22 protein-coding genes are annotated in these 23,846 nt (G+C 51.8%); 10 read left to right on the forward strand and 12 right to left on the reverse strand.

Going from position 1 to position 23,846, the window contains the following annotated elements:
* Nucleotides 1-15: 15 nt before the first annotated feature.
* The 6 genes from ACZA91_RS11770 to ACZA91_RS11795 all read left to right on the forward strand — a co-directional run bounded on the left by ACZA91_RS11770 (nucleotide 16) and on the right by ACZA91_RS11795 (nucleotide 5,466).
* A complete protein-coding gene (locus ACZA91_RS11770) occupies nucleotides 16-1,551 on the forward strand; it encodes a glycoside hydrolase 100 family protein (protein ID WP_190532126.1) in 1,536 nt (511 codons plus the stop codon).
* Nucleotides 1,542-1,730 carry a hypothetical protein gene (locus tag ACZA91_RS11775; protein WP_463182407.1) on the forward strand — a complete coding sequence of 63 codons (189 nt, stop codon included), beginning with the start codon at nucleotides 1,542-1,544 and terminating at the stop codon, nucleotides 1,728-1,730. Before ACZA91_RS11770 ends, ACZA91_RS11775 begins: the two co-directional genes overlap by 10 nt.
* A gap of 132 nt (nucleotides 1,731-1,862) precedes the next feature.
* The gene (gene psbD, locus ACZA91_RS11780) at nucleotides 1,863-2,921 is read left to right on the forward strand and encodes a photosystem II D2 protein (photosystem q(a) protein) (RefSeq protein WP_463182408.1); all 1,059 of its coding nucleotides are present in this window, start codon (nucleotides 1,863-1,865) and stop codon (nucleotides 2,919-2,921) included.
* Between the two features lie 99 nt (nucleotides 2,922-3,020).
* A complete protein-coding gene (locus tag ACZA91_RS11785; RefSeq protein WP_463182409.1) occupies nucleotides 3,021-3,149 on the forward strand; it encodes a hypothetical protein in 129 nt (42 codons plus the stop codon).
* A gap of 117 nt (nucleotides 3,150-3,266) precedes the next feature.
* Nucleotides 3,267-3,965, forward strand: a complete 699-nt coding sequence (locus ACZA91_RS11790; protein WP_099534533.1) for a rubrerythrin family protein — start codon at nucleotides 3,267-3,269, stop codon at nucleotides 3,963-3,965.
* Between the two features lie 472 nt (nucleotides 3,966-4,437).
* Nucleotides 4,438-5,466, forward strand: coding sequence for a sulfate/molybdate ABC transporter ATP-binding protein (locus ACZA91_RS11795; RefSeq protein WP_099534534.1), 1,029 nt, complete (start codon nucleotides 4,438-4,440; stop codon nucleotides 5,464-5,466).
* Nucleotides 5,467-5,707: 241 nt separating this feature from the next.
* Here ACZA91_RS11795 and ACZA91_RS11800 read toward each other — a convergent pair whose 3' ends face one another.
* The 7 genes from ACZA91_RS11800 to ACZA91_RS11830 all read right to left on the reverse strand — a co-directional run bounded on the left by ACZA91_RS11800 (nucleotide 5,708) and on the right by ACZA91_RS11830 (nucleotide 12,551).
* The gene (locus ACZA91_RS11800) at nucleotides 5,708-6,145 is read right to left on the reverse strand and encodes a DUF1634 domain-containing protein (protein WP_463182410.1); all 438 of its coding nucleotides are present in this window, start codon (nucleotides 6,143-6,145) and stop codon (nucleotides 5,708-5,710) included.
* 141 nt (nucleotides 6,146-6,286) lie between these two features.
* Nucleotides 6,287-7,123 (reverse strand): sulfite exporter TauE/SafE family protein, encoded by an 837-nt coding sequence (locus ACZA91_RS11805; protein ID WP_190356272.1) that lies wholly within the window; start codon nucleotides 7,121-7,123, stop codon nucleotides 6,287-6,289.
* 326 nt (nucleotides 7,124-7,449) lie between these two features.
* Nucleotides 7,450-8,193 carry a phosphatase PAP2 family protein gene (locus ACZA91_RS11810; RefSeq protein WP_190356271.1) on the reverse strand — a complete coding sequence of 248 codons (744 nt, stop codon included), beginning with the start codon at nucleotides 8,191-8,193 and terminating at the stop codon, nucleotides 7,450-7,452.
* Nucleotides 8,186-8,935 carry a hypothetical protein gene (locus ACZA91_RS11815; RefSeq protein WP_463182411.1) on the reverse strand — a complete coding sequence of 250 codons (750 nt, stop codon included), beginning with the start codon at nucleotides 8,933-8,935 and terminating at the stop codon, nucleotides 8,186-8,188. The genes ACZA91_RS11810 and ACZA91_RS11815 overlap by 8 nt, the downstream gene beginning before the upstream one ends.
* 576 nt (nucleotides 8,936-9,511) lie before the next feature.
* A complete protein-coding gene (locus ACZA91_RS11820) occupies nucleotides 9,512-10,240 on the reverse strand; it encodes a cadmium resistance transporter (protein WP_463182412.1) in 729 nt (242 codons plus the stop codon).
* 65 nt (nucleotides 10,241-10,305) lie between these two features.
* Nucleotides 10,306-11,022, reverse strand: a complete 717-nt coding sequence (locus ACZA91_RS11825; protein ID WP_190356268.1) for a cadmium resistance transporter — start codon at nucleotides 11,020-11,022, stop codon at nucleotides 10,306-10,308.
* A gap of 68 nt (nucleotides 11,023-11,090) precedes the next feature.
* Nucleotides 11,091-12,551: an APC family permease gene (locus tag ACZA91_RS11830; RefSeq protein WP_463182413.1), complete on the reverse strand. Its 1,461-nt coding sequence runs from the start codon at nucleotides 12,549-12,551 to the stop codon at nucleotides 11,091-11,093.
* 376 nt (nucleotides 12,552-12,927) lie between these two features.
* Here ACZA91_RS11830 and ACZA91_RS11835 point away from each other — a divergent pair, with 376 nt between their 5' ends.
* The 4 genes from ACZA91_RS11835 (at nucleotide 12,928) to ACZA91_RS11850 (ending at nucleotide 17,719) form a co-directional block, all read left to right on the forward strand.
* Nucleotides 12,928-13,851, forward strand: a complete 924-nt coding sequence (locus ACZA91_RS11835) for a LysR substrate-binding domain-containing protein (RefSeq protein WP_190530162.1) — start codon at nucleotides 12,928-12,930, stop codon at nucleotides 13,849-13,851.
* A 198-nt stretch (nucleotides 13,852-14,049) separates the two neighbouring features.
* Complete coding sequence (locus ACZA91_RS11840) at nucleotides 14,050-15,006, forward strand: ParB/RepB/Spo0J family partition protein (protein ID WP_190534703.1); 957 nt, start codon at nucleotides 14,050-14,052, stop codon at nucleotides 15,004-15,006.
* A 287-nt stretch (nucleotides 15,007-15,293) separates the two neighbouring features.
* Nucleotides 15,294-17,075, forward strand: coding sequence for an SLC13 family permease (locus tag ACZA91_RS11845; protein WP_099534544.1), 1,782 nt, complete (start codon nucleotides 15,294-15,296; stop codon nucleotides 17,073-17,075).
* 110 nt (nucleotides 17,076-17,185) lie between these two features.
* Complete coding sequence (locus ACZA91_RS11850) at nucleotides 17,186-17,719, forward strand: hypothetical protein (protein WP_242030815.1); 534 nt, start codon at nucleotides 17,186-17,188, stop codon at nucleotides 17,717-17,719.
* An 11-nt stretch (nucleotides 17,720-17,730) separates the two neighbouring features.
* Here ACZA91_RS11850 and ACZA91_RS11855 read toward each other — a convergent pair whose 3' ends face one another.
* The 5 genes from ACZA91_RS11855 to ACZA91_RS11875 form a co-directional block, all read right to left on the reverse strand.
* Entirely contained in the window at nucleotides 17,731-18,567 is an 837-nt protein-coding gene (locus ACZA91_RS11855; protein WP_190534700.1) for a prohibitin family protein, read from the reverse strand.
* A gap of 169 nt (nucleotides 18,568-18,736) precedes the next feature.
* Nucleotides 18,737-20,467, reverse strand: coding sequence for a DNA mismatch repair endonuclease MutL (gene mutL / locus ACZA91_RS11860; protein WP_463182414.1), 1,731 nt, complete (start codon nucleotides 20,465-20,467; stop codon nucleotides 18,737-18,739).
* A 239-nt stretch (nucleotides 20,468-20,706) separates the two neighbouring features.
* A complete protein-coding gene (locus ACZA91_RS11865) occupies nucleotides 20,707-21,504 on the reverse strand; it encodes an ABC transporter permease (protein ID WP_234407040.1) in 798 nt (265 codons plus the stop codon).
* 133 nt (nucleotides 21,505-21,637) lie between these two features.
* Nucleotides 21,638-22,531, reverse strand: coding sequence for an ABC transporter permease (locus tag ACZA91_RS11870; RefSeq protein WP_190355677.1), 894 nt, complete (start codon nucleotides 22,529-22,531; stop codon nucleotides 21,638-21,640).
* 105 nt (nucleotides 22,532-22,636) lie between these two features.
* Complete coding sequence (locus ACZA91_RS11875) at nucleotides 22,637-23,752, reverse strand: polyamine ABC transporter substrate-binding protein (RefSeq protein WP_099534549.1); 1,116 nt, start codon at nucleotides 23,750-23,752, stop codon at nucleotides 22,637-22,639.
* Nucleotides 23,753-23,846: the final 94 nt, after the last annotated feature.

The following is a 23,846-nucleotide window of genomic DNA, read 5'->3' on the forward strand; positions in this document are numbered from 1 at the left end:
TAAGGATTTGCATTTATGGCTCGATTTGACAGCGTTCAAAGTATTCATCACGCGCGGCATTTGCTCTATGACAAATCAATTGTTTACTGTCGAGATCGCCCCGTGGGAACCTTTGCCGCCTTGCCACAACCTCGGCGCGATCGACCCGATGCCCCGCCGGATCCTGACCTGAATTACAACGAAGTTTTCATCCGGGATAACGTACCCGTGATGATTTATTTTTTGGTGGATGGACGAGCGGATTTACTGCGAGATTTCCTAGATATTTGTCTGGACTTGCAAAGCACCGATCCCCAAACGGAAGGCATTTTTCCCAGCAGCTTCTATGTGGAACCCAACAGCCAAACCCTGGTGGCTGACTATGGCCAACGGGCGATCGGGCGGGTTTCCTCCGTTGATGCCAGCCTTTGGTGGCCGATTTTGGCCCATGTTTATGTGCAACGCACGGGCGATTGGAGTTGGAGCCAACAACCCAAAGTCCAACAGGGAATTCAGCGGTTTCTGCGGCTGATTTTGCATCCATGGTTTCGGCACGCTCCAACCCTTTACGTACCCGATGGAGCCTTCATGATCGATCGCCCCTTGGATGTGTGGGGCGCACCCTTAGAAATTCAAACCTTGCTGTATGGAGCCTTGCTCAGTTCCGTCGTTTTAATTCATAGCGATCTGAAGGAAAAAGTGATTGGTAGCACTGCCGGATCGGCAGCCCTCACCGATCCCTTTATTCGGCAGCAAATTTGGCAATTACGATACGCCACTGCCCTGGCCCGTCGCCTGCGTCGCTATCTGCTTCAGCACTATTGGATTAATGGCAAAACCATTCAAATCCTGCGCCGTCGCCCCACTGATCAATATGGTGAGCGAGTCTCCAATGAATATAATATTCGCACCGAAACGATTCCCCACTGGTTGCAAACCTGGCTGGGCGATCAAGGGGGATATCTGATTGGTAATATCCGTACAGGTCGCCCCGATTTTCGCTTTTTTTCCTTGGGAAATTGCTTGGGCGCGATTTTTGATGTGCTCACCTTTTCCCAACAGCGTGCCCTCTTTCAATTGGTGCTGAATAACCAAGCCGATTTGTTTGGAGAAATGCCTTTGCGCATTTGTCATCCTCCGTTGGATGCCAGTGATTGGCGCAATAAGACCGGGTATGACTCCAAAAATCGCCCCTGGTGCTATCACAATGGCGGTCACTGGCCCTGCCTGCTTTGGTATTTTGTGGTCGCTGTTTTGCGACATCAACAAACGTCAACCACGCCCTACTATCGCTTTGGACATTTGCATGAGTCGCTCTGGGATTGCTTGCAAGATGCCTATCAGGTGTTGTTGAAGCGGTTACCGGAACAAAAATGGCCGGAATATTTTGATGGGCCCACGGGGGTTTGGTTGGGGCAAGAGGCGCGTCTTTACCAAACCTGGACTTTTACGGGCCTGCTGTTGGTTCATCATTTTTTGAATAAGCCGGCCGATGCCACGGTGTTGGATATGCCGGGATTGCGATCGATCCTGTCGATCGAGGCGCAATATCAGGATTTGCGATGGGATTGAGGATGCTGGCAGCCAACGCGATCGCCCATGGCGACCGAACCAGGCCCCGCAGCGGGCGATCGCGTGAGTTGCCGGTTCGGGCCCGGCGATCGCCCCAGGGCACCGCCCTGAGCAGTGACCCGCACAATGCCGGGGAACCCCCGGCCGAATTCCTGGGGCAATCCCCTAGCCGGATTTAGGTAAAGAAAGTTAAACTTTTCTGAGAGTGATTGTGGCGATTCGATCGCTTTGTGCTTAGTCGCCCTTGGCCATCGATCATCCCTGACCTCTCATTTTTGTCATTTATTTCCCTTCTTACTCGGAGTTCTTCCATGACCATCGCAGTTGGACGCGTGGGCACGGAACGCGGGTGGTTCGACGTAGTGGACGACTGGCTGAAGCGGGATCGCTTCGTCTTCGTCGGCTGGTCGGGTCTGCTGCTGTTCCCCTGCGCATACCTCGCCCTCGGAGGCTGGCTGACCGGCACCACCTTCGTCACCTCGTGGTACACCCACGGATTGGCTTCGTCGTACCTGGAAGGGTGCAACTTCCTGACCGTCGCCGTGTCCACCCCGGCGAATAGCTTGGGTCACTCGCTGCTGCTGCTGTGGGGTCCCGAAGCCCAGGGAGACTTCGTGCGCTGGTGCCAGTTGGGCGGCCTGTGGAACTTTGTGGCGTTGCATGGCGCATTTGGGCTGATTGGCTTCATGCTGCGTCAGTTTGAGATTGCGCGACTGGTGGGGATTCGTCCTTACAACGCGATCGCCTTCTCGGGGCCGATCGCGGTGTTTGTGTCGGTGTTCCTGATGTACCCGTTGGGTCAATCGGGCTGGTTCTTCGCACCCAGCTTTGGAGTGGCATCGATCTTCCGGTTCCTGCTGTTCCTGCAAGGGTTCCACAACTGGACGCTGAATCCGTTCCACATGATGGGTGTCGCCGGGATTCTGGGCGGTGCATTGCTGTGCGCCATTCACGGTGCAACGGTAGAGAACACCCTGTTCCAAGACGGTGAAAAGGCGAACACCTTTGGCGCATTTGAGCCGACCCAAGCCGAAGAAACCTACTCGATGGTGACGGCGAACCGATTCTGGTCGCAAATCTTCGGGATTGCGTTCTCGAACAAGCGTTGGCTGCACTTCTTCATGCTGTTCGTGCCCGTGATGGGATTGTGGACCAGCTCGATCGGGATTGTGGGATTGGGCTTGAACCTGCGAGCTTACGACTTTGTGTCGCAAGAGCTGCGGGCGGCTGAAGACCCCGAATTCGAAACGTTCTACACGAAGAACATCCTGTTGAACGAAGGCATCCGCGCTTGGATGGCTCCGCAAGACCAACCCCACGAAAACTTCATCTTCCCCGAAGAAGTGCTGCCTCGCGGTAACGCACTGTAAGGGCTGAGCGAAGTCTGAATTGAATCAAAGCGATCGCGCGTTTTCTCGTCAAACCGTTGCGATCGCCTATTGCTCAAATTAACCAGAGACAGATCATGAATGGAGGGTGCGATCGACGCGATCGCGCCCTTTTTTTGGTCTCCTGCGGGACTTGTGGGCACGATGATTGGCCCGATCGGGGCTGGGGTTTTTGGCCATTCCCAGAAAGTTGTGTTAGTCTATTCATAGTCATAATGATTATGACTTAGAGAGAAGTTCACGCCGCCGCCACCTCGCCAGCCTTCCGCACGGGGGCTGACCGGGATGGTGCAACCACAACTAACCCCACCCGTTTTCTTGCGTCTTATGGATCTTTCAAACTCCAACACCGCCAAAAACTTGGCCGATGCCTTCGCTGGTGAATCGATGGCGAATCGGAAATATCTGTTCTTCTCGGAAGTGGTGAAAAAGCTGGGCCTGGGCGACTTGGCCAAGCTGTTTCGGGAAACGGCCAACCAAGAAACGGAACATGCGTTCGCCCACTTTCGGCTGATGCATCCGGAGTTGGTGGTGGACGATCCGGCCAGCCTCAGCGACGAACAAAAGAAGGCGATCGCGGCCCGCTGTTTGGAGCTGGCGATCGAGGGTGAAACCTACGAGTATCAGACCATGTACCCCAACTTTGCCGCCGCCGCCCGGGTCGATCGGGATGGGGAAGCGGAGCGGGAATTCCAAGAACAGGCCGATGAGTCGCGGGAACATGCGGGAATTTTCCGCACGGCCGCCCGCAACTTTGGACTGCTGACCGCGATCGAACATCACCACGCCGACCAATACAGCGAAGCCCTGCGCGGGTTGGATGGTGTGGCTCCGGCAAACAAGGCCGCGGGCAGCAAGTGGATTTGTCGCCAGTGCTCCATGATCTATGACCCTGCTGAGGGCGATCCCGACTCGGGCATTGCTCCGGGGACTCCCTTTGAAGCCATTCCTGATGATTGGGAATGCCCAATTTGCGGCGCGAAGAAGGCCCTGTTCGTACCCTATCAAGAGTCGATCGCGGCCTAGTAGCGTGGCTGCCTCAATTCGCCGGGTTAAATTACATGGCTGTTACCGTCACCAAATCGTTAGGCAGCAAGGGGCTTAAGCCCCTTGTTACCACGACTGGCTCCGCAACTTTGACCCAATGTATTAAGCCTGTCATGTTACAAGGCTGGGCCATTGGTCATTAATTTAGATCGACTGAGATCTACTCAGATCTGCAATCAGCCCTGAAATCAGCTCTGAAATTAGCTCTAGAAGACGAAAAAATAGCTAATTTTCAGTAATTGAACAGCACAATCAAGTGCGCCATTCACCAACCTGGAATGGCGCATTTTTTTGGTTTTGTGAGAATCAAGTTGGGTTCAACTGAAAGCGATCGCGCGAAAATTTTGCTAAAAAAACAGCCTAGTTGAGAGGAATGGGCTATATGCTATCTGTATATTACAGTATTCCGATCGGGTAACTGTAGTTAAAGACAAGCTGGGAGTCAAAAGAAATGGGAATCGCGGTTGAGCATGTCTCCAAGTACTATGGCGATTTTCGAGCAGTTGATGATGTTTCGCTAGATATTCAATCGGGTTCTTTGGTTGCGTTGTTGGGGCCATCCGGCTCAGGAAAGTCCACACTCCTCAGAATTATTGCGGGGCTGGAATCCACTGATGCGGGGACAATTTCACTGATCGGGCGGGACGCAACCTATCAAAGCGTCCAAGAGCGAAAAATTGGGTTTGTGTTTCAGCACTATGCGCTGTTTAAGCACATGACCGTTCGGCAAAATATTGCTTTTCCGTTGGAGTTGCGCAAAACTCCGCCGGCTGAAATTCAAGAGCGCGTGAATCGATTGTTGGACTTGATCCAACTGGCGGGCTATGGCAATCGCTATCCTGCGCAATTGTCCGGTGGGCAACGGCAGCGAGTGGCCTTGGCGCGGGCCCTGTCCGTGGAACCCCAAATTTTGCTGCTGGATGAACCGTTCGGTGCTTTGGATGCCAAGGTGCGCAAGGAATTACGAACATGGCTGCATAACCTGCATCGCAATATGAATGTGACCACGGTTTTTGTGACCCACGACCAAGAAGAGGCGATGGAAGTTGCCGATCGAATCGTGGTGATGAACCAAGGCAAAATTGAACAAGTGGGCACGCCTGCGGAAATTTATGACAACCCGGCCTCGCCCTTTGTGATGAGTTTTGTGGGGCCTGTGAATGTGTTGTCTATTTTTCCGGGGTCTGTGTCGCGCTGGGCGGGCGATCGGGTGTGGGAAGACAGTGACAATTGGCGACTCTTTTTGCGGCCCCATGATGTGGAAATTGTGACCGATCCTGTGGATGACAAGGCCTTACCCGCGACGGTCGATCGCATCATGCATTTGGGATGGGAAGTGCAGGTGCATTTGAAACTGGAGAATGGCCCATCTTTGACGGCTTCTGTGAACCGAGATCACTATCACCGACTCCACATTGAACGAGAGCAACAGGTCTACGCACGGCCCCGATCGGTGCGTGTTTTTCCCTTAGCAACCTAGAGAACCAGCCCTCAAGAGGATTGCTGAATAGGGTGATCCCTAATGGGATTGCTCGTGAAATCCCTGGATATGCCATTTCGGCGGGTGCGCGATAGAGTGCTCCCGCCCAAATGCCAAGTTTTCAAATCCAAATTTTCAAGTCCAAATTTTCAAATACTAAATATTAATTAGAAACTTGCAAGACTCTAATTCTGGGAACTGGCAGAAATAAGATCAGTGCCAGCAAAACCAGTCTTGGGAATTACTGGAAATAAGCACCCGCAAAACTGTAAATGAGTCCTCCGAAAACAATCGAAGTAATCGCAAAATAAAGCCAATCTTGACGACGCAAAAAAGTGAGCCAAGACAGAGCAACACGAATAATGGGTGTTGCAACTAGCAGCATAATGCCCACTTGAATCCAGCCGCGACCATGACCCGAAAGGGCAGATTTCGCAGCACCCCAAGGAGAGCAAAGTTCTCGAGGTTCTCCTACAAAGACACGGAAGCTGGCTGGCTCACCCCCATGGCGAAAGATATAGATGCAGCCGCCGGCAAAGACGATCGAACTCGCAATGATCATTCCCCACCACAATACGTGGCTAACGGCTAACTCAAGGCTGTGATCGGTGCTTTTTCGAGTTTCTAAATCAACTGGCGAAGATTCCAAGGGAGAAATGGGACTATTCGCTGCAGTCATAGCGATCGCCTGATCGGAAGACTTACCCTTCATCATTGATGTCATCTCCATCGTCACTTGGGCTGCTGTGAATTACGAGCGTTAAAATTCTGTTTGGTCTCAACTTTGCAATTGAGCTGATGAGCTGAAAGTGCGTAATTTCTAAGTAATTAATCCGTTATAAATCATTTTGATTGCTAGGAGTACCAACACAATGGAAAAGAGCCAGCGCAACCATTCTGGCTTGGCTCCAATCAGCACTCTTGCACCGACCATGGCTCCCATCAAAACGCCCAACATCACGGGCATTGAGAGGCCGGGATCCACGTAGCCTCGGGATAAATAAACGCCGGCCGACATGGCAGCGGTAACCCCGATCGTGAAGTTGCTGGTGGTGGTGGAAACCTTGAACGGTAAACCCATGACGCGATCCATGGCCAAGACTTTCAAGGAGCCGGAACCGATGCCGAGCAATCCTGAAAGCAGCCCGGCCACGGCCATTAAGCTAAAACCGGTGGGAACCGAACGAACGGTATAGGCGATCGTTCCTTCTCCGTTGGGGGCGGGGTAGCAGTTATCGAGTTGCAAGCGTTCAGCCAAGGAACCTGGCTCGGTTAATTCGGCTTCCTTGGGGGTGGATTGTTGAGCAAAAAAAGCGGAATAAAGCAGGACGGTTCCTAACACAACAGTCAGGGCTTTGACGGGCACAACGGTGGCTAAGGTGGCTCCTACAAAAGATCCAAGGGTCGTTGCCACTTCTAAAAACATCCCGAGACGTAAGTTGGCAAACCCCGATCGAATATAGGTTGCGGCGGAACCGGCGGAAGTGGCAATGACAGAAATTAAGGAAGCCCCGATCGCGTAGCGAATATCGACCCCAAAAACCGAGGTGAGCAGAGGCACAATCACCACGCCGCCCCCAAGACCGGTCAAGGCTCCTAAGAAGCCGGCCGCGAATGAACCGGCCCAAACTAAGAATGAAAACTCAAAAATATTCACCCCGCCCCATCCTGATGACTAGTAATTAGAGAAAATCCATAGGGAATGGCTGAAAAATAACTGGAGGAATCCGGCTCTTGGTGCTTGGTCACACCAAGGAATTCAGCCATTGTGCTTGGTTGCTGAGTTGAGAAAGTTGGAAGCTAGAAACCAGGTTAATGATGGTATCTGGGCAAGCAAATTTTCAGACTGCTGGTGAATTGTTCACAATCATTTTTCACAGCCACTGTTCGTAGTCATTGTTCGCAGTCAATGATCCAGAATGATTGATCGCTGTTGAGCATTAAGCTGTTGAGCATTAATCACCCTGGATCATGAATCACGAATCAACGGCGAGTAAGCAAACTTGAAGGGGTTGATGGTAGCTGAACTGGATCCGTGGGGCTGAGGATCAATCGATTGGCCACTTGTGTGATCAGGTAGGCGATCGACCAGCCGCCAATGATGTCGCTGGGGAAATGAACCCCGAGATAGAGCCTTGTCCAGGCAATGAGCAGAACAAAGCCACCACCCAGCCCCGCGATCGACCAACGCCAGACCCATCCATAGGGGCGATCGAGCGGCTGTTGGCTGGAATACAAAGCGCCAAGGGCCAAAACCAACGAGAGGCTAGCGGCCGCGTGGGTGCTGGGAAAGGCCCAATCAGCAGGGTAATGGTCTGGGGCCAGCAGCGAGGGCCAAAGGCTGGGCCTCGCTCGATGCCAAACCACTTTCAGCAGAGTGGCTATGACTGTTGTACCGCCAATCGCACTCATCCAGTAGAGCAACTTACGCCATTGCCGTTGGTTCGCTAGGGACAAAAGACCCATGATGAACAGCGGAAACGTTCCCCAGCGGGTTCCCAGCGGTGTGAGCCAAAGGGCGAGGCGATCGAGCCAAGGGGTGGCCTGTTGGTGCAATAGTTCTAAAAACTGCACATCCCAGGGCGCTGGTTGCTGGAGATGGCTAACCAGGTATAGCGCACAGAGTCCTTGAATTGTGACCGCCCCGCCGATGCCCAGCAGGTTTGGTTGGGATGATGAATGCTTGCCCAAAGTGCTGATCCCCGTGGTGTTTAGCCCATCAGTCATCGGTAGTGAGGGTTGGGGCATCCAGAGGGCGCTGATTAATCACTTTCTGGGACAGGCTGGGCAGCGGCCATTTTGCTTTGCTAGTGTTAACTGCTGCCGTGGGCGCTGTGCTGAGGGTTAATTGGCCCTCGGGATCTTGGCTGATGGTGACGCGCGTGCCGTCAGCAACTTTGAGCGCGGCCAAACCGGTAAATTCCTGATTGGTTCCGTCGGGAAGGGTGGCGATCGCCTTGGTTCCCTTGGGAATCAAAACCCCTTCGCAGTCCCACTCGATCGCGGTGGTTTCCCCATTGGCCAAGAAGTAAAGGCCAGCGCCGTAGCGATAGTTGTCCACATCATCCGGCTCTGGCCCGTAAACTCCAACCACCTGGCCGCTGGTGTTTTCGCATTGGCCCCAGGTCTCGCCGGACTCCAACGCAAAGGTTTGGGCTGTTAGTTGTTCAATTTGCGATTCCAAAGGTTCGGGAATGGCTTCCCCCGCATTCTGCTTTTGCTGACGTTCGGCTGTTAGCTGGTTCAAGGCTTGGCTGGCTGCCAAGTAATCAGAATTTTCACTCAAGGGGCGATCGGCTAAGGCCGGAGGAGCGCAAAGCAAATTAACCACAAAAACCAACAGACAACCCCCGATCGTCATCCAGCGGCTGAAGGATCCCAAAACCGCCGTTCTCAGTCCTTGCCCGCTTAGAAAATTCTGGACAATCCCTGGGACAAAACCCTTTAAAAACCCTTGGGCAACGTTCATGCTCTTTCCTCTTGATGACTGATTGATGACTGATTAATGACTGAAAATTCTGCAAATTTCGCAATGCTCTACGTTTCAAACCGATCCCAACTATGGTGGGTGGCTGAACATTAATGCTTGTAAAAAACTGCCCATGATTTCTCTCTTTGGTTTCCCAATTTAGGAAAAATTAAACAACCTGAAAAGATTCAAAGAACACAAAAAAGCAAAAACTGCTAGCATGGGCCTTGATGAAAAAGGCTTTTCATTTGATGCCTAAAACTCTGTTTTGTTGCTGCAAAATCTTGCAATCATTCAAACCGAATTGTCTGGTTTAAGATCACCGCATGGTGGCAGTTAGTAATCTCCACACCAATGCATTGGCTTCAATGCGTTCTCGAACAATGAAATGAGGTGAAAGTTTGAGAAAGATTGCTATTTTGAGTTACTTTGATTGGTTTAATTCAAGAGTGAGCAATTTTGCTTGTTGAACCCTTAAAAAACCTGAATTGAAGCAACTAAATCAACGAGCTAGATATAGCCTTTCGTGACTCAAAAAGTCTAACAAAGTCCCCTGGTTTTGCCAAGATCTTGAGCTTAAGGAAGCATGAAGGAAAATAGCAGTTGCGGAAGGTTGCTCTCCCAGAAAATTCCTATTCCCAGAGCAATGAAAATCCAAGGAACAAATTGATGACCAAATCGGCTAATCCATTGGGTGATCATGTGATAGCGACTGAACCAGCGTGTTAGCCAACAAAGCAATCCTACGCCTGCAAAAAAAACCCAAAGGATAATGCTGAGTTCCAGCCAGTTGCAGGAGGCAAACAGAGGAATGTAAATTCCAATGTTGTCAGCACCGCAGGCAAGCGTAATCATTGTCACTTGGATGACTTGAGGGGATAGCCAAGGCAGCCATTGACGTAGTTTCTTGACTCGATGTCGAAACGCTAAATTGGGCGATCGCTCGGTTAACGCTTGATACTCAGATCCGAACGAATCTAGTTCAGGAGCGGAGGATTCTGATTCCTGAGATTGAGAAGCGCGCAGTTGCGAAATGCCGATCCCGATCGGGAGAAAGCCCAATAGCCCAATGGACCAGGAAGGGAGCAGTAATCCTCCCCAAAACCCCACCAAGCTGGCTAACACAATCAGACCAAACCCCAGATAGCGCCCGATCAGGATTTGTCGATCGCGGAAGAGCCGATCGGGGCGACCAAACAACACCATCAGTACCACCACATCATCGATATTTGTGGCAATGAAGGAACTGGTTCCCGCCACAAAAGCACTAATCGCTAGCTCAGCCAAGGGGCGCTGATCAATCATGGTGCTCGGACATGATGTTTAGGGCAAAAAGCATTGCAAGAGTCGTAAGAATCGCAGCGATCGTCTCAAGAATCACCCTTTTCGGGAACTTCACTCAGTTGCTGGGGTCGCCAAGTTAAAGCCACCAAACAAGTGCAGCTAGCAGCCAACAAACCCGGACTCATGGCTCCACTATCAAGGATGATATAAATCCCGAGCGCGATGAGTACTAGAGGAACCATGGTTTGACCCCGATGGGCTAACCAATCTGCAATTTGGGCTTGATGGGTGAGTCGATGAGCAATGTAGCACCAAACAGGAACCAAAACTAGGAAAACCAGAATGGTTAGAATTAGCTCTGGCACTGAGCTATGGGAAAACAAGGGCGTGTAAATGCCCACATTGTCGCTCCCGTTGGCGATCGTGATGGCTGCGACGCTGAGACTTTGGGGCCCCACTAAATTCATCCAGTGGGGTGATGTTCCATCGCCGTCAATGGCTAGGTTTAGTTCTTCATCGGTGGCATCTTCACCCCGGTCAAACAATCTGCCCAGTCCCATGCCGATTGGGATTAGACCCAGCAAACCTAGCCAATGGTGGGGCAAAACCATGCCCCCAAAGAAGCCCAACAAACTTGCGCCTACCAGAGCTGAAAACCCTAGATATTGCCCAGCGACCACGTGGTAATGACGAAAATTGGCATTGACCTGAGAAAAAAGCAACATCAGGATTGCAATATCGTCAATGTTTGTGGCTGCAAAGGCAGCAACACTCGTGGGGATTACGGTCAGTAAGTTGTCCATAGGAAAGGGTTGCAGAAGAAGGGATTAGAAGCGAAGTGGAGCCGATCGAGATTGAACCAAGCAATCGATTAGCAGTCAGCATCTTCGGACTCTTCAAACCGGACATAGATCGCTTCGATCGAGTGCTGCATTCGTCGAATCATTTTGGGAGAGCGCGATCGCTGCCAGAAAAACCAGCCACAACCCAAACCTAGGTAAAGCAGAAAGAGCTTGGGAAATGCATCGTAAGGCGCTTCCGGCACGGGAAACCAAGTACTTCCGGGAATTCCGACCATGCCCAAGATTGGCAACATCATGAAACCAGCGCCCAGCAGACCAATGACCCCGTCAATGGGTTTTAGTTTGCCAATTCGATAGAGATAAACCGGCGCGGCGATCGATACCAAAATGTAGGTCACCAAAAATCCATAGGTACACATCGTGCCCAAATAAGCCATGGATTCGAAGGCCTTAAGACCAAAAATGGTCATTGAAGCAGGCACTAAAAAGAGCAGAACGGAGATGAAAGAAACAGCAATATGGGGCGTGCTATTGGTGTCGTGGGCTTCACCAAAAGCCGAGTGAAAGAGACCATGCCGCGCCATGGTGAAAAAGATGCGAGCAGCAGGATTAATGCTGCCTAAAACACAAGCGAAAAAGCTAGCCAACGCACAAATCCCGATCGCTTGGCCCAGGAATCCAACACCAGCCCAGGTAGCTAAGAAACTGAGAGGCTCTTCATGACCTGCCAAATTTCCTCCGGCATGATTGAACCCCACCACACCGATATAGGCCATAACCAAGAAAAACAACCCCGAAAGCACTGTGCTGCCTAGGACAGCCTTCGGAATACTTGATAGGGGTTTTTGCGCTTCATCCCCAAGAGTGGTGGCACTTTCAAAACCAGAAAAGCCAAAAACCACTAACACTAATCCCATGGCAACACCGCTGGGGGTTGCACCGGCTAAGGTCAACTGTAGTGGATCAAGGGCAAAGCCTGTTTTAGCCCAAACAATTCCCCCCAAGAGCAAAATGAACAGGACAGAAATGCCTTCCAAAATCAACAATGTTCTTGCTGATAATTCGATATCTCGGTAGGCGGCATACCAAGCAACCACGGTTCCTAATGCCAGCAGGGTGATGATGTGGGTGTGAATGCCAAAACTGCCTAAAAAGATTTGACCAAAATTGGCAAAGCCACAAAGAACCGCCATCCCCGTGAGCAAATAGCCCAGCAGAAGACCCCAACCACAGATAACACCGGCTGTGGGGCCAAGACCTTTGGAAATGTAGGTGTAGAGCGATCCGGGAGAGGCGGAACGGCGGGCAAATTGATTGATGTTAATACTGACAAAAATCAGCCCGATTGTTCCCAACAAAAAGCTAAGACAAGTGCCATTTCCCGCCAGGGCAAAGACTAACCCTAAGTTGGCGGCAGGGGTTGTGATCGGAGCAATTACCGCGATGGATTGGCCAAGAACTTCACCAAAGGGTAAACATTCTGCCTTGAGACCGTGAACACTACGGTTCACTGCAAGTTCTGTAGTCATGCGATCCCTCAATGAGACCAGAATACTGAGTGATGAACTGATCTGAAGCCTGAAAGTTATCTGAAGTAAAAGGGATAACTCTCTATGATTGGTGACTAGGCATTCATGACCCGTTCAGTCGGTGAATTCTGTTGCTGTTCGTGTTGCATATCGATGTTGCTTTGACAAGTATTTTGGAGCACATCGATCAAATTAACTACAGATTAAGGAGTTGGCTGAGTTTAAGCAAATACTGTTTTTTCTCAAAACCATCAATAAAATTGATGAGAGCCTCAACAAGCTCGAAATCTTGGTTGAAAGAAGCCAAAAATTCTCGCGACGAACGGAAATTTTGAAAATAGATCGAGATTTTAATTGAAATTTTAAGTTTGGTGAAATGTCTGGAATAACTCTTGATCGGTTGCAAATTTTCTTGGCGGTTGCGGAATATTTACACTTCACGCGAGCCGCAGAGTCCCTTTATCTAACGCAGCCTGCGGTGAGCGCTGCAATTCAGTCCCTAGAAGACAGTTATGGTCTGCGTCTGTTTCATCGCATTGGGCGGCGTGTGGAACTGACAGATGCTGGGCGATTGTTGCAAGCAGAAGCTAGGGATATTCTTGATCGGGTGGCTTTGACAGAACGAGGCTTGCGTGAACTCAATGAAATGCAGCGAGGAGAATTGCATTTGGGGTCTAGCCTCACGATCGGGAATTATTGGCTACCGCGCAAAATTGGAGAGTTTAAGCGTCGCCATCCGGGCATTGTGGTGAATTGCACCCTCGCTAATACTGAGGAAATTTGCACAGGAACGGCGACGGGCGCGTTTGATTTGGGATTAATTGAAGGGGAAGTGTTGCCCTCAACCCAACGGCACTTAGAAAAGGCCATTGTTGGGGGCGATCGCCTAGTGATTGTGGTGGGCCCTTCGCACCCTTGGTTTGAGCTGCCATTTGTGGAAACCCATCAATTGTCAGAAACGGCTTGGTTAATGCGCGAACCAGGATCGGGCACTCAACAGCGATTTGAAGAAGCCTTATTGAGTTGGCAGGTGGATCCTTCAAGTTTGCCGATCGCCCTGGTGCTAACCACCGGAGAAATGGTGAAAGTTCTGGTGGAGGAAGGCGTGGGAGCGGCAGCCATTTCAGAACTGATCGTTGAAAAAGAGTTGCAGCTTCGGACTATGCGTGCGGTTCCGATCATTGATCCCGAGCAGTCATCGGTTTTGGAAATTCGTCGCCCCTTTTTGAAGTTGCGCCATCGACAGCGCTTTCAGACCAAAATTTCTCGGGTTTTTGAGCAATTACTAGTCAGTTATTAGTTAGGAATAGACCATTGATCAGCCAATGATGCGTCACTGCTGAGCCAGTGCTGAGCCAGTCGTGCGCCAATGATGGGCGAGACCCGTTGGGTAATTTCCAGATAAAGTACGGTTTTTTGATCGGGATATAGTATTTTAGGTCAAAAGCAACTGCAAAATGCCATTTGCAACTGCGCTAAACCTGGAATTGCTAACCCAATGAGCGCTGTCAATCCCCAACTTCGCCCCCTAGAACTTAAAGAATTGTCCCAGGAATCTTCTGTGGTGCCTCTCCATAGCCAAGCTCAGTACCCCACGACCTTGGCCCTCAGTGATATACAGCTTCCAAGCAGTCAGCCAAGACGGTATTTTGACCCGATTGCCCTCCATAGCCTTGCTCAATCGATCGCCCAATATGGAATTTTGGAGCCGCTGTTAGTTCGTCCCATTGATGAGCGGCGCTATGAATTAGTAGCTGGTGAGCGGCGATATCGTGCGGCCCAAAAGGTTGGTCTATCGCAAGTACCCGTAATTATTCGGGCCCTGAGCGATCGGGAAGCCCTGCGAATTGCCCTTCTGGAAAATTTGCAGCGTGAAGATCTCAACCCGATCGAGGAAACCGAAAGTATTTTAAAATTGCTGTCCCTGGAGCTTCAACAGCCTGCTGAGTCGATCGTTTTGCTGTTGCACCGCTTGCGAAATCAAGCCAAGGGCAAAAAAACTCATAACGTTATGGGTAATGCAGAACGAGAGACGATTCGCACCATTTTCCAGTCGATCGGAACCATGACTTGGGAGTCCTTTGTCAGCAATCGGCTGCCCCTGCTGAAGCTGCCAGAAGCCATTCTCAATGCGTTGCGCCAAGGTCAGTTGTCCTACACCAAAGCGTTGGCCATTTCCAGAGTTCGGCAACCCAATCAACAAAATCATCTATTACAAGAAGCAATTTCACGAGATTTATCACTCTCCGAAATTCGTAAACAGGTAGCCAGCCTCAACAGTCCTGAAACAACTTCCAACTTACCCAGCTCTCTGCGAGATCGTTGGAGTTATACCTATCGTCGGTTACAGCAGTCGGGAGCTTTGAACGATCCCCTAAAACGGCAAAGGGTAGAATCCTTGATGGCTGAATTAATCACCATTGCAGAGTTAGATGAGTCCCAAGAGATTGAGTGATAGTTTACCGACAAACCGTTTTTTTGTCCATAAACTACGGTTTGTCGGTCGATTTAGTCAAGATTAATGAATGAACTATCTACAATCCTGTTTAAGGTGCTTTGATCTGATCTCTGAATAATTTTCTGGGTGCAGTTAGGTGCTCTACTAAATGATTGGATGCTTGAAAAAAAATCTGCCTTGTAATGATCATGAAATTTTAAGTTGTTGTTCTCAAGAACCTTAGAAATTTCATGACAATTAAATCTCTTCGCTTCTAGCGGTTTTTCTTAAAACCGTAGCTAACAATGTCTATTGCGCTTACTCTTGGTGTTTTGGCGATCACATTCTTCCTATTCATTGTGGAATGGTTACCCGTTGATATCACAGCAATTGGAATTGCTGTTTTGCTAATTCTCCTAGGACTCATCACTCCCGAAGAGGGAATCGCTGGATTTAGTAATTCAGCAACGATCACGGTTATGGCAATGTTTGTGCTGAGTGCCGCGATCGAACGTACAGGTGCGATTCAAGTGGTCAGTGAATTTCTGCAACAAAAAGGCGGCAAGAATCCAACTCGTCAAATTTTTGTGCTGGGGTCAATTGTGGGGCCGATCACAGCATTTCTGAACAACACAGCCGTGGTGGCGGTGTTTATTCCGATTGTGGAAAATTGGTGCCGAAAACAGAATATCTCTACCTCAAAGCTATTAATTCCGCTGTCCTATGCCACTGTGCTTGGCGGCACGATTACAGTAATTGGTACTTCAACCAATGTGGTAGCCAGTGGACTTTCTAAGCAACTGGGCTATGGAGAATTTGGCCTGTTTGAGTTTGCACCCATGGGCCTGATCGTCTTTGTGATTGGTCTGTGCTACTTGGCACTGGCGGCTCCCAATCTTCTGCCCGATCGACGGAAGCCCGGTGAAATTTCAACCGTTGAAAACTATGGGCTGCGTGATTATTTCAGCGAAATTATTGTGACCCATCAGTCCTCTTTGATTGGGAAATCGCTGCCAGCCAGTGACTTTCATCACCGATATGATCTTGATGTTTTGGAAGTGATTCGCGATGGCATTACCTATAGACCTGTAAGCCACGATTGGCTGTTAATGGCAGGGGATATTTTGCTGGTTCGCTGCAACCGCGATCGCCTGCTGACCCTGAAGGATGAACGGGGGCTGGAAATCCTACCCGATGCCAAATTTTCCCTCGAATCTAACGAGCGATCGATTGCGGAAGCCTTAATTATTTCGAACTCTAGCCTCATCGGTTCTAGCTTACAAGAACTGCGATTTCGGCAACGATATAACTCCACGGTTTTAGCCATTCGTCGTGGACAAGATTGCTTGTGCGAACGGTTGCGGGATGTTCGTTTGCGGTTTGGTGATGTTCTATTGGTGCAAGGGCCACATGACAGTTTGCGCGGCCTGCAATCCAGCCCTGAATTATTAGTAGTAGAACCGCGAGAACTGGAACCCTTAAAGCGGGACAAGGCTGGTTTAGCCCTGGCGATCGCCCTAGGAACCGTGCTGGCTGCTGCCACGGAAACGGTTCCCATTTTGGTTAGCGCTCTGGCGGGTGTTGTCTTGGTAATTGCCACGGGAATTTTGCGGCCTCGAGAAATTTACCGAGTCATTCGCTGGGATATTATCTTTCTCCTGGCGGGTCTGATGCCCCTAGGAACCGCTATGGAAAAATCAGGAGCTACTGACTGGTTAGCATCACAATTAACGCAAGTGGGAGGACATCTTTCGGGGTTTTGGCTGTTAGTTTTGTTCTATGGCGTAACAACCCTCTTCACTGAAGCCCTGTCTAATAATGCGGCGGTTTTATTAATGTTGCCCATCGCGGTGAAGGTTGCGGAAACCCTGGAATTCTACACTTTGCCGTTCATGCTGGTGGTGATGTTTGCGGCTTCAAATAGCTACCTAACCCCGATCGGTTATCAAACTAATACAATGGTTTATGGGCCAGGAGGCTACAAATTCTTAGACTTCACCAGGGTGGGAATTCCATTGAACTTAATTCTGACCTTCCTTGTGCCGCTAATGTCAATTTGGTTTTATGGGCTAAACTTAAGTCATTAAAAAATGACTTTGATTCTTGCTGAAACAATGACTTTGGTTAACTTTCAACCAAGCAATGCCAAGTTATTGTGTCTCTCTACCGCAATCCTTTGATCACAACTATGGAATCTATGACTTCCCAACCCTCACCCACCCATCCGTTGCCCATTGATGAATCCCTTAACACAGCCATGAACACCGCCAATGCAACCAATGGGGCAACCCGTCAAGATGCCCAAGCGATTGCTCAGTTTCAGCAAGAAATCACAGCGGTAGAATCCCAAACGCTGGGATTCAAACTCCTGAAAAAATTGAAAGGTGGGCTGCTGGTTGTTGTGGGCTATCTGCTCTCGCCACTGTGCTGGTGGAATGATTTGATTTTTAATCTGCCGATCGCCTATGGCTTTGGTGCGCTCTGCAATTGGCTAATTCCGCACAGTTTTTTCGGGGGTGCGATCGTGGGCTATTGGCTCTCGAATGTGGTGGGAATTCTGATGATGCAATTTGGGGCGACGGAAATGGTTCAAAAGGAGGATCAAAATAAAAGTTTTCGGAAAACGCTGGTCACAGGATTGCTGTCTTCCACGGCCTATACAATTTTGGTGGTGGCGTTGGTGCAGTTCGGAATCCTAACCTTGCCGGATGGTTTGAGCTTTCAAGAGTAGCAATCCCTTTCCTAGCGATTTGGGGTGGAATTTACAGCCTTGGGCGGAGATTCTAGGTTAAAGAGCTTTAATCCTTCGCTACCGATGATGGTCGGTAATTGACCATTCCACCGCTCGATCGCCTGGCGTTGAATTAACTCTGGGGTCAGGTGTTCTTTGAGGAGTCGTTGTGCTTCGGCCTCACCCCTGGCCCAATTAACCCTTGCTTCCGCTTCTCGGGCGGCTTTCAGGGTCAAAAACTCCGCTCGCTTGGCTTCCTGTTCCGCAATTTGCTTGGCTTCGACAGCTTCACTGAAGCGATCGGAAAAATTGACATGAACCAGCGAAATATCATCAACAAAAATATGATATCCCCGTAGCCGATTGCTCAGCAGTTGGTCTACGGCTCCCTTAACTTCTTCCCGGCGGGTGATAATTTCTTCCGCCGTGTACTTGGCCATGACGGCTTTTAAAACTTCCTCAACGGCGGGATCAATGGCTCGATCGACCACAGCCAGTTCATCCCCGAGCTGTTGGAACGCTAAATTAACTTCATCGGGAACCAAATGCCAATTCAAGACCACATCGGTTTCAATTTCTTGCAAATCTTTAGAAGAGGCTTCGGCTGAAATTTCACGCTTTTGAACGCGAACAGTTAATTTTTTAACGGCTTCCGCGATCGGGATGATCGGATGTAGGCCTTCATTGAGAATTTGAGGCTGCACCTGACCAAAACGGAGCACCACGCCCCGCTCCCCGGCCGAGATAATGACCAGCGGTTGCAGGATAATCAGGGTCAACAAAAGAGCCGCAAATAGTCGAATGATTTTTAATTGAGAGATATGTTTTAGGGAACTAATGAAAATCATTAAGGGTTGCTAAAATGGGCGCTTCCGGAAGATTTTTCTATTCTAACGTTGATCTTGAAACTCCTTGAGCTGAAAAATTGTGCTGAATCGCTTTTTGAGGGGTAACTGAGGGAATGATTTGCGAACTGACTTGCAGGATTACTACCGAAATAATGGGAGTAATTAAGGGCTAAATGCCGTGACTTTTGCCAATGACCCAATGGCGACGAAAAAAACGCGCCAAACTCGATTCATCGAGGGGTAAATAAATCGGTCGCCCATGGGGACAGGTACGAGGATTGTGGGTGCGTTGCCATCGATCGAGCAAATCTTGCATTTCCACAAGCGTCAGGGGCGTGCCGTTGCGAATGGCGGTGCGGCAGGCGACGGCCACTTGGGCCGCTTCCAGGTTGTTGCTGTGGGCCAGCTCCCCCAAGGCGGCGGCCAAGTCAGGGCGATCGAGTAAGGGATCCGGAGCACTGCGCACAATCCAGCAGCGATCGCCAAAGGGTTCAATTTCAATCCCCAAGCCCGCCAGCCCCTCCCGTTCCGCCTCGCCCAGCTCATTCAGGACGATCGGTTGCTTCAGGGCGGAAATTTGCCAACGATCGCGCAAATATTCAAACAAGACCCGCTCATGGGCAATGTGCTGCTCCACCAGCCATAGACCGCCGGGATGCTCCGCCACAATGTAAGTGTTGTGAACTTGGGCGATCGCCCGCAGTTGTCCCCCCAAGGGATCGTCAAGTGATTCGGGCGATCGGGGCTGCCCCAGGGCTTGGGGATCATCCGGAGAGGCGTTGGGATCGGCGGCGGTGCGCACACGATAGGTCGATCGCCCTTCGGCGGCCCGAATGAGCTGGGCCGTTCGCCCGATCGCGTAGGTGTTGGTTTGGGGTTCGTCGATCGCCTCGCGAAAGGAAAGGGCCTGTTGAAGCGCCGCCTGTACCTGGGCTTGCCAATGGTCGATCGGCTGGAGATAAAGCTTGTGTTTGTCGGGGGTGCGGTTCCAGTCAATGCATTGGGGTGGCAATCGGAGATGCACCAGGGCGATCGGGTGGCGGCCGCGCGGCAGGGTGCGCCCCAAGGTCGCAAAAATCGTGCTTTCCAGTTCCGGCACTTCCGCCATTCGCCCGTTCACGGCAATCCGCACCCAGTCAGGGCGGGCCCGATGGACGCGATCGGGCAGACCCAAGGTGACGGTGATTTGGGCGGCTCCTTCCTGGTCGCTGGGCAAGGCGGCCACCCACTGCACCTCTCGCAAATCTGCCGATCGCACCGGTTTCAAGATTTGGGGCAACAGGTGACGGGCAGAATCTCCCGGCGACAGGGCAAACCAGAGCCGATCGTTGCGATAGACCGTCCAGGCCACGGCGGGATGGCAAAGGGCTGCTTGCTGAATCACCTGCTGGATCGATCGCAACTGTTGAGCCAAAGACGGCAAACTATCGCGCCGTGACGGCCAAGCCTCGAACAAATCCTCTACCAAGACAATGGTTCCCGGCGCGATCGGGGCCGCTTCACAGCTCACAGCCTGGCCTGTGGCATCATAAACCGCTTGCCAACCCTCCCCGCCAACCGGCCGACTGCTGAGGCTCAGGCGGCTCAGTTGGGCCAAGCTGTGCAATGCTTCTCCCCGAAATCCCAGGCTGCGGATGTTGAACAAATCGGGGCGATCGTGAATTTTGCTCGTGCTGTGGGGAGCGGCCGCCCGCAACAAATCTGCTCGGCTCATGCCGCAGCCGTTGTCCGTGAGCCGAATTTGGCCCCGATCGAGCCAGAGGGACAGGGCCAACCGCGTGGCTCCCGCATCGATCGCGTTGTCCACCAACTCGCGCACCACCGCCGCCGGAGAGTCAATCACCTCCCCCGCCGCAATTAAATTCACCACCTCGATCGGCAGCGGTTGAATGGATCTCATTCTTTCCTCAGTTGCCAGACGACGGTGATGGCTCCTCCCGGAATCGAGAGATTGTAAAAAATCGGTTGAAAGCTAAAGCACTAGGGGTCTTGGGGGCAAGGGGCTTAGGGCCTGTCGTCAAATCGCCTGAAACCCCGATCTTGCCGTTAGCGAATCGTGGGGGGCAAGGGGCTTAAGCCCCTTGTCTTGGTCGGTCGGTGAGACCCGCAAGGTAGCCGTTTTGGCTTTTCAAACATCCCCTAAGAGGGCTTTTTCTCGCTTTGGAAACGGAGCCATTCAGCCGCAAAGGCGATCGCCCCGGAACCCAACAGCAACAGCACACTCAAGGCATTCACATCCGGCTTAACCCCCGTGCGAATCCGGCTGAAAATTTCCATTGGGAGTGTTGTTGCACCGCCACCGGCCGTGAAACTGGCAATCAAAAAGTCGTCCAAGCTGAGGACAAAGGCCAACAAACAGCCCGACATAATTCCCGGCACCAGTTGCGGCAACAACACCTGAAAGAAGGATTGAACCGGCGTTGCGCCCAAATCTTGGGCCGCTTCTTCCAAATAGGGATTGAGATCCGCCAAGCGAGTGGAAACCGCCAGGGCAATATAGGCCAAGCAAAAGACAATATGAGCCGCCACGATCGTCCAAAAGCTGAGGGGAATCGTCAGCGCTGCCAAGAACACCAACGTGGCCACCGCGATCGCAATATCCGGCACGATCAAGGGCAAATAGGACATGCCTAGATATAGCCCCTTGCCCCAAAATCGATAGCGGGCCAGGCCAACGGCCATCGTGGTTCCCAACACCGCCGACACCAAAACAGCCCCCAAACCCACCGCAAGACTGGTTTGCAAGGCTCCCAAAATTCGCCCATCCCGCAGCAGCTTGGCATACCACTCCAGGGTGAACCCTGTCCAACCGGCGCTGTAGGGCGACTGATTGAAGCTATAGACCGTCAGTACCAGAATCGGCAGGTACATCAGGAAGAACATGACCGAGGTAAATGCGCCCTGCCAGGTCAGGCGAGGCTTACGCGATCGAGCCATAGCGTCTGCGAGGGCCTCCTGGGAATCCGTTGAAGCAGGATCGAGATCGAGCATGGGGCGATCGGGAAGAGCAATCAAAGGGAATCAAGCAAAGACAAACGAACCACTGCACCATCATGCATCCCCAAACACCCTAGGCAGCGGGGCGGCCATCACCGTAGCGAATGAGCAACGCAATCCCCAAGCTGACAGCCAGGATCATCAGCATACTCAAAGCTGAACCAAAGCCCCAATTTTGGGTCGCACCCAGAAACTGGTTATAGATTAGCCGGGAAGCCGTCATGCTGGAGGCCCCGCCGAGCAATTCCGGGTTCACAAAGTCGCCCAAACTGGTGATCAGCACCAGCAGCGAACCGGCGGCAATGCCCTGCAAGCTTTGGGGAACGGTCACTTTCCAGAAGGCCTCGATCGGGGTGGCCCCCAAATCTGCCGCCGCTTCCAACAATCGGCGATCGAGCTTTTCCAAAGAGGAGTACAGAATCAGCACCATATAGGGCAAAAAGCTGTAGGCCATCCCCAGAAGCACGGCGGGCGTTTGGTTCAAAATATCCAGACCCGGCAGCCCCACCAACCCCAACAGGGAGTTCAACACGCCCGTGGGTCGCAAAATCGTAATCCAAGCGTAGGAACGCAGCAGCGAAGAAGTCCACAGGGGCAGCGTAAAGGCCACCAACAGCAGGTTTTGCCACCGCTTGGGCGACATCAGCGCCAACCAGTAGGCCACCGGAAACCCCAGCAGCAAACAAACCACCGTTGTCCCGATCGCGTAGAACAGGGTGCGCCCAATCACTTGAAGATAGATGGGCTGAAACACCGTCAGGTAGTTGTCAATCCCTGAGGGGTTCACCAAATCGCCGGGCTTGATGCCGGGAACCAGGCTGAGTTCAAAAATCACCAGCACCGGCAAAACCAACAGCAGCAACAGCCACAGGCCCGGCGGCCCCAACAGCGCCCAGGGGCCAACCCAACGGCGGGGTTTGGGTGTGGGAGCCTCAACGATCGGGTTGGCGGGGCTAGCGGGGGTCATAGGGCTTGTTAGGACTAATCAGCAAAGACAGTTCAAGGGGTTGGGCAGTTGGCGTGAACAGCTTCAATTAACATTCAATTAACAGTCATTAAGGCTTGCTCGGCCCTAGCCGCTGGTTAGCTGAGTCCAGTAGCGATCGTAAAGGGAGGTGGCCGCGCCCACGGGAGCAATGCCCTCGCAGCGATCAAGCACCGATTGAGACGGGAACAGGCTGGGATTTTGCACCAAATCCGGCGGCAACTGTTCGATCGCCCGGCGGCTGGCGGTAGCAAACTTCAGGCGTTGGGTCATGCCTGCGGCCACCTCCGGCTGCAGCGTGAAATTCATCCAAGCATAGGCCGCTTCCACATTGGGTGCACTGATCGGGATCGCCATCGTGTCTGTCCAGAGGGAAGAGCCGCTGGCGGGAATCACATAGCCCAACTGGTCGTTTTCCTCGATCGCTTCGATCGCGTCAGAGGAAAAGCCCATGGCGATCGTTAAGTCCCCCGCCAAAATCCGGTCTTTCCAACCATCCGTGGTGAATTGGGCGATCGCCGGTCGCAGTTCCCGCAATGCTTCGTAGGCCTGGCGAATTTGATCGGGATCCTGGGAGTTGTAGGAATGGCCCAACCGGCGCAAGGCCAAGCCCATGGTTTCCCGCTGATCATTAAACAGCGTCACCTGGCGCTGGAGGCGGGCCCGGTTAGCCCACAAAAATTCCCAATCCGTTGGCGGGCGATCGACCCGTTGCCGGTTGTAAATCAAGCCTGTTGTGCCCCAGGCAGCCGGGACGCTGTGGCCATTTTTGGGGTCATAGCTGGGATTTTGGTAGGTTTCCAACAAATCCTGCAACCCCAGCAGTCGATCGTGATCCAACTCCCGCAACAGATTGCGCTCTCGCATCTGCCGCACCATGTAATCGGAGGGATAGATAATGCTGTATTGACTGCCGCCGCCCGCTTGCAGCTTGGCCAACATCACCTCATTGGAATCAAAAATATCCACCACCACCGACAGGCCCGTTTCCTTTTGGAACCGAGCGATCAGTAGCTCATCGGTGTAGCCAGCCCAGGTGTAGATATAAAGCTTGGAAGGATCCCCGACTGCGCCCGGCGATGGCCGCACCTGGGCCAAACGCCAGCCACAGCCCGTCATGGCCAGGCCAGCGGCCGCCACCGAAGTGCGGCGCAAGAAGTCACGACGGGAGAGGGCACGACGAGAAGGGGCAACGGAAGCCATGAATGATCAAAGCAAGGTTGGGTAGAGCGCTGGCTGGGCCATGCTTTGGGAACCAGGACTGTGGGAGTCAGTCCGTGGGGAATGGTTGATTAGC

The sequence above is a fragment of the Limnothrix sp. CMB-01 genome (genome assembly GCF_055193175.1).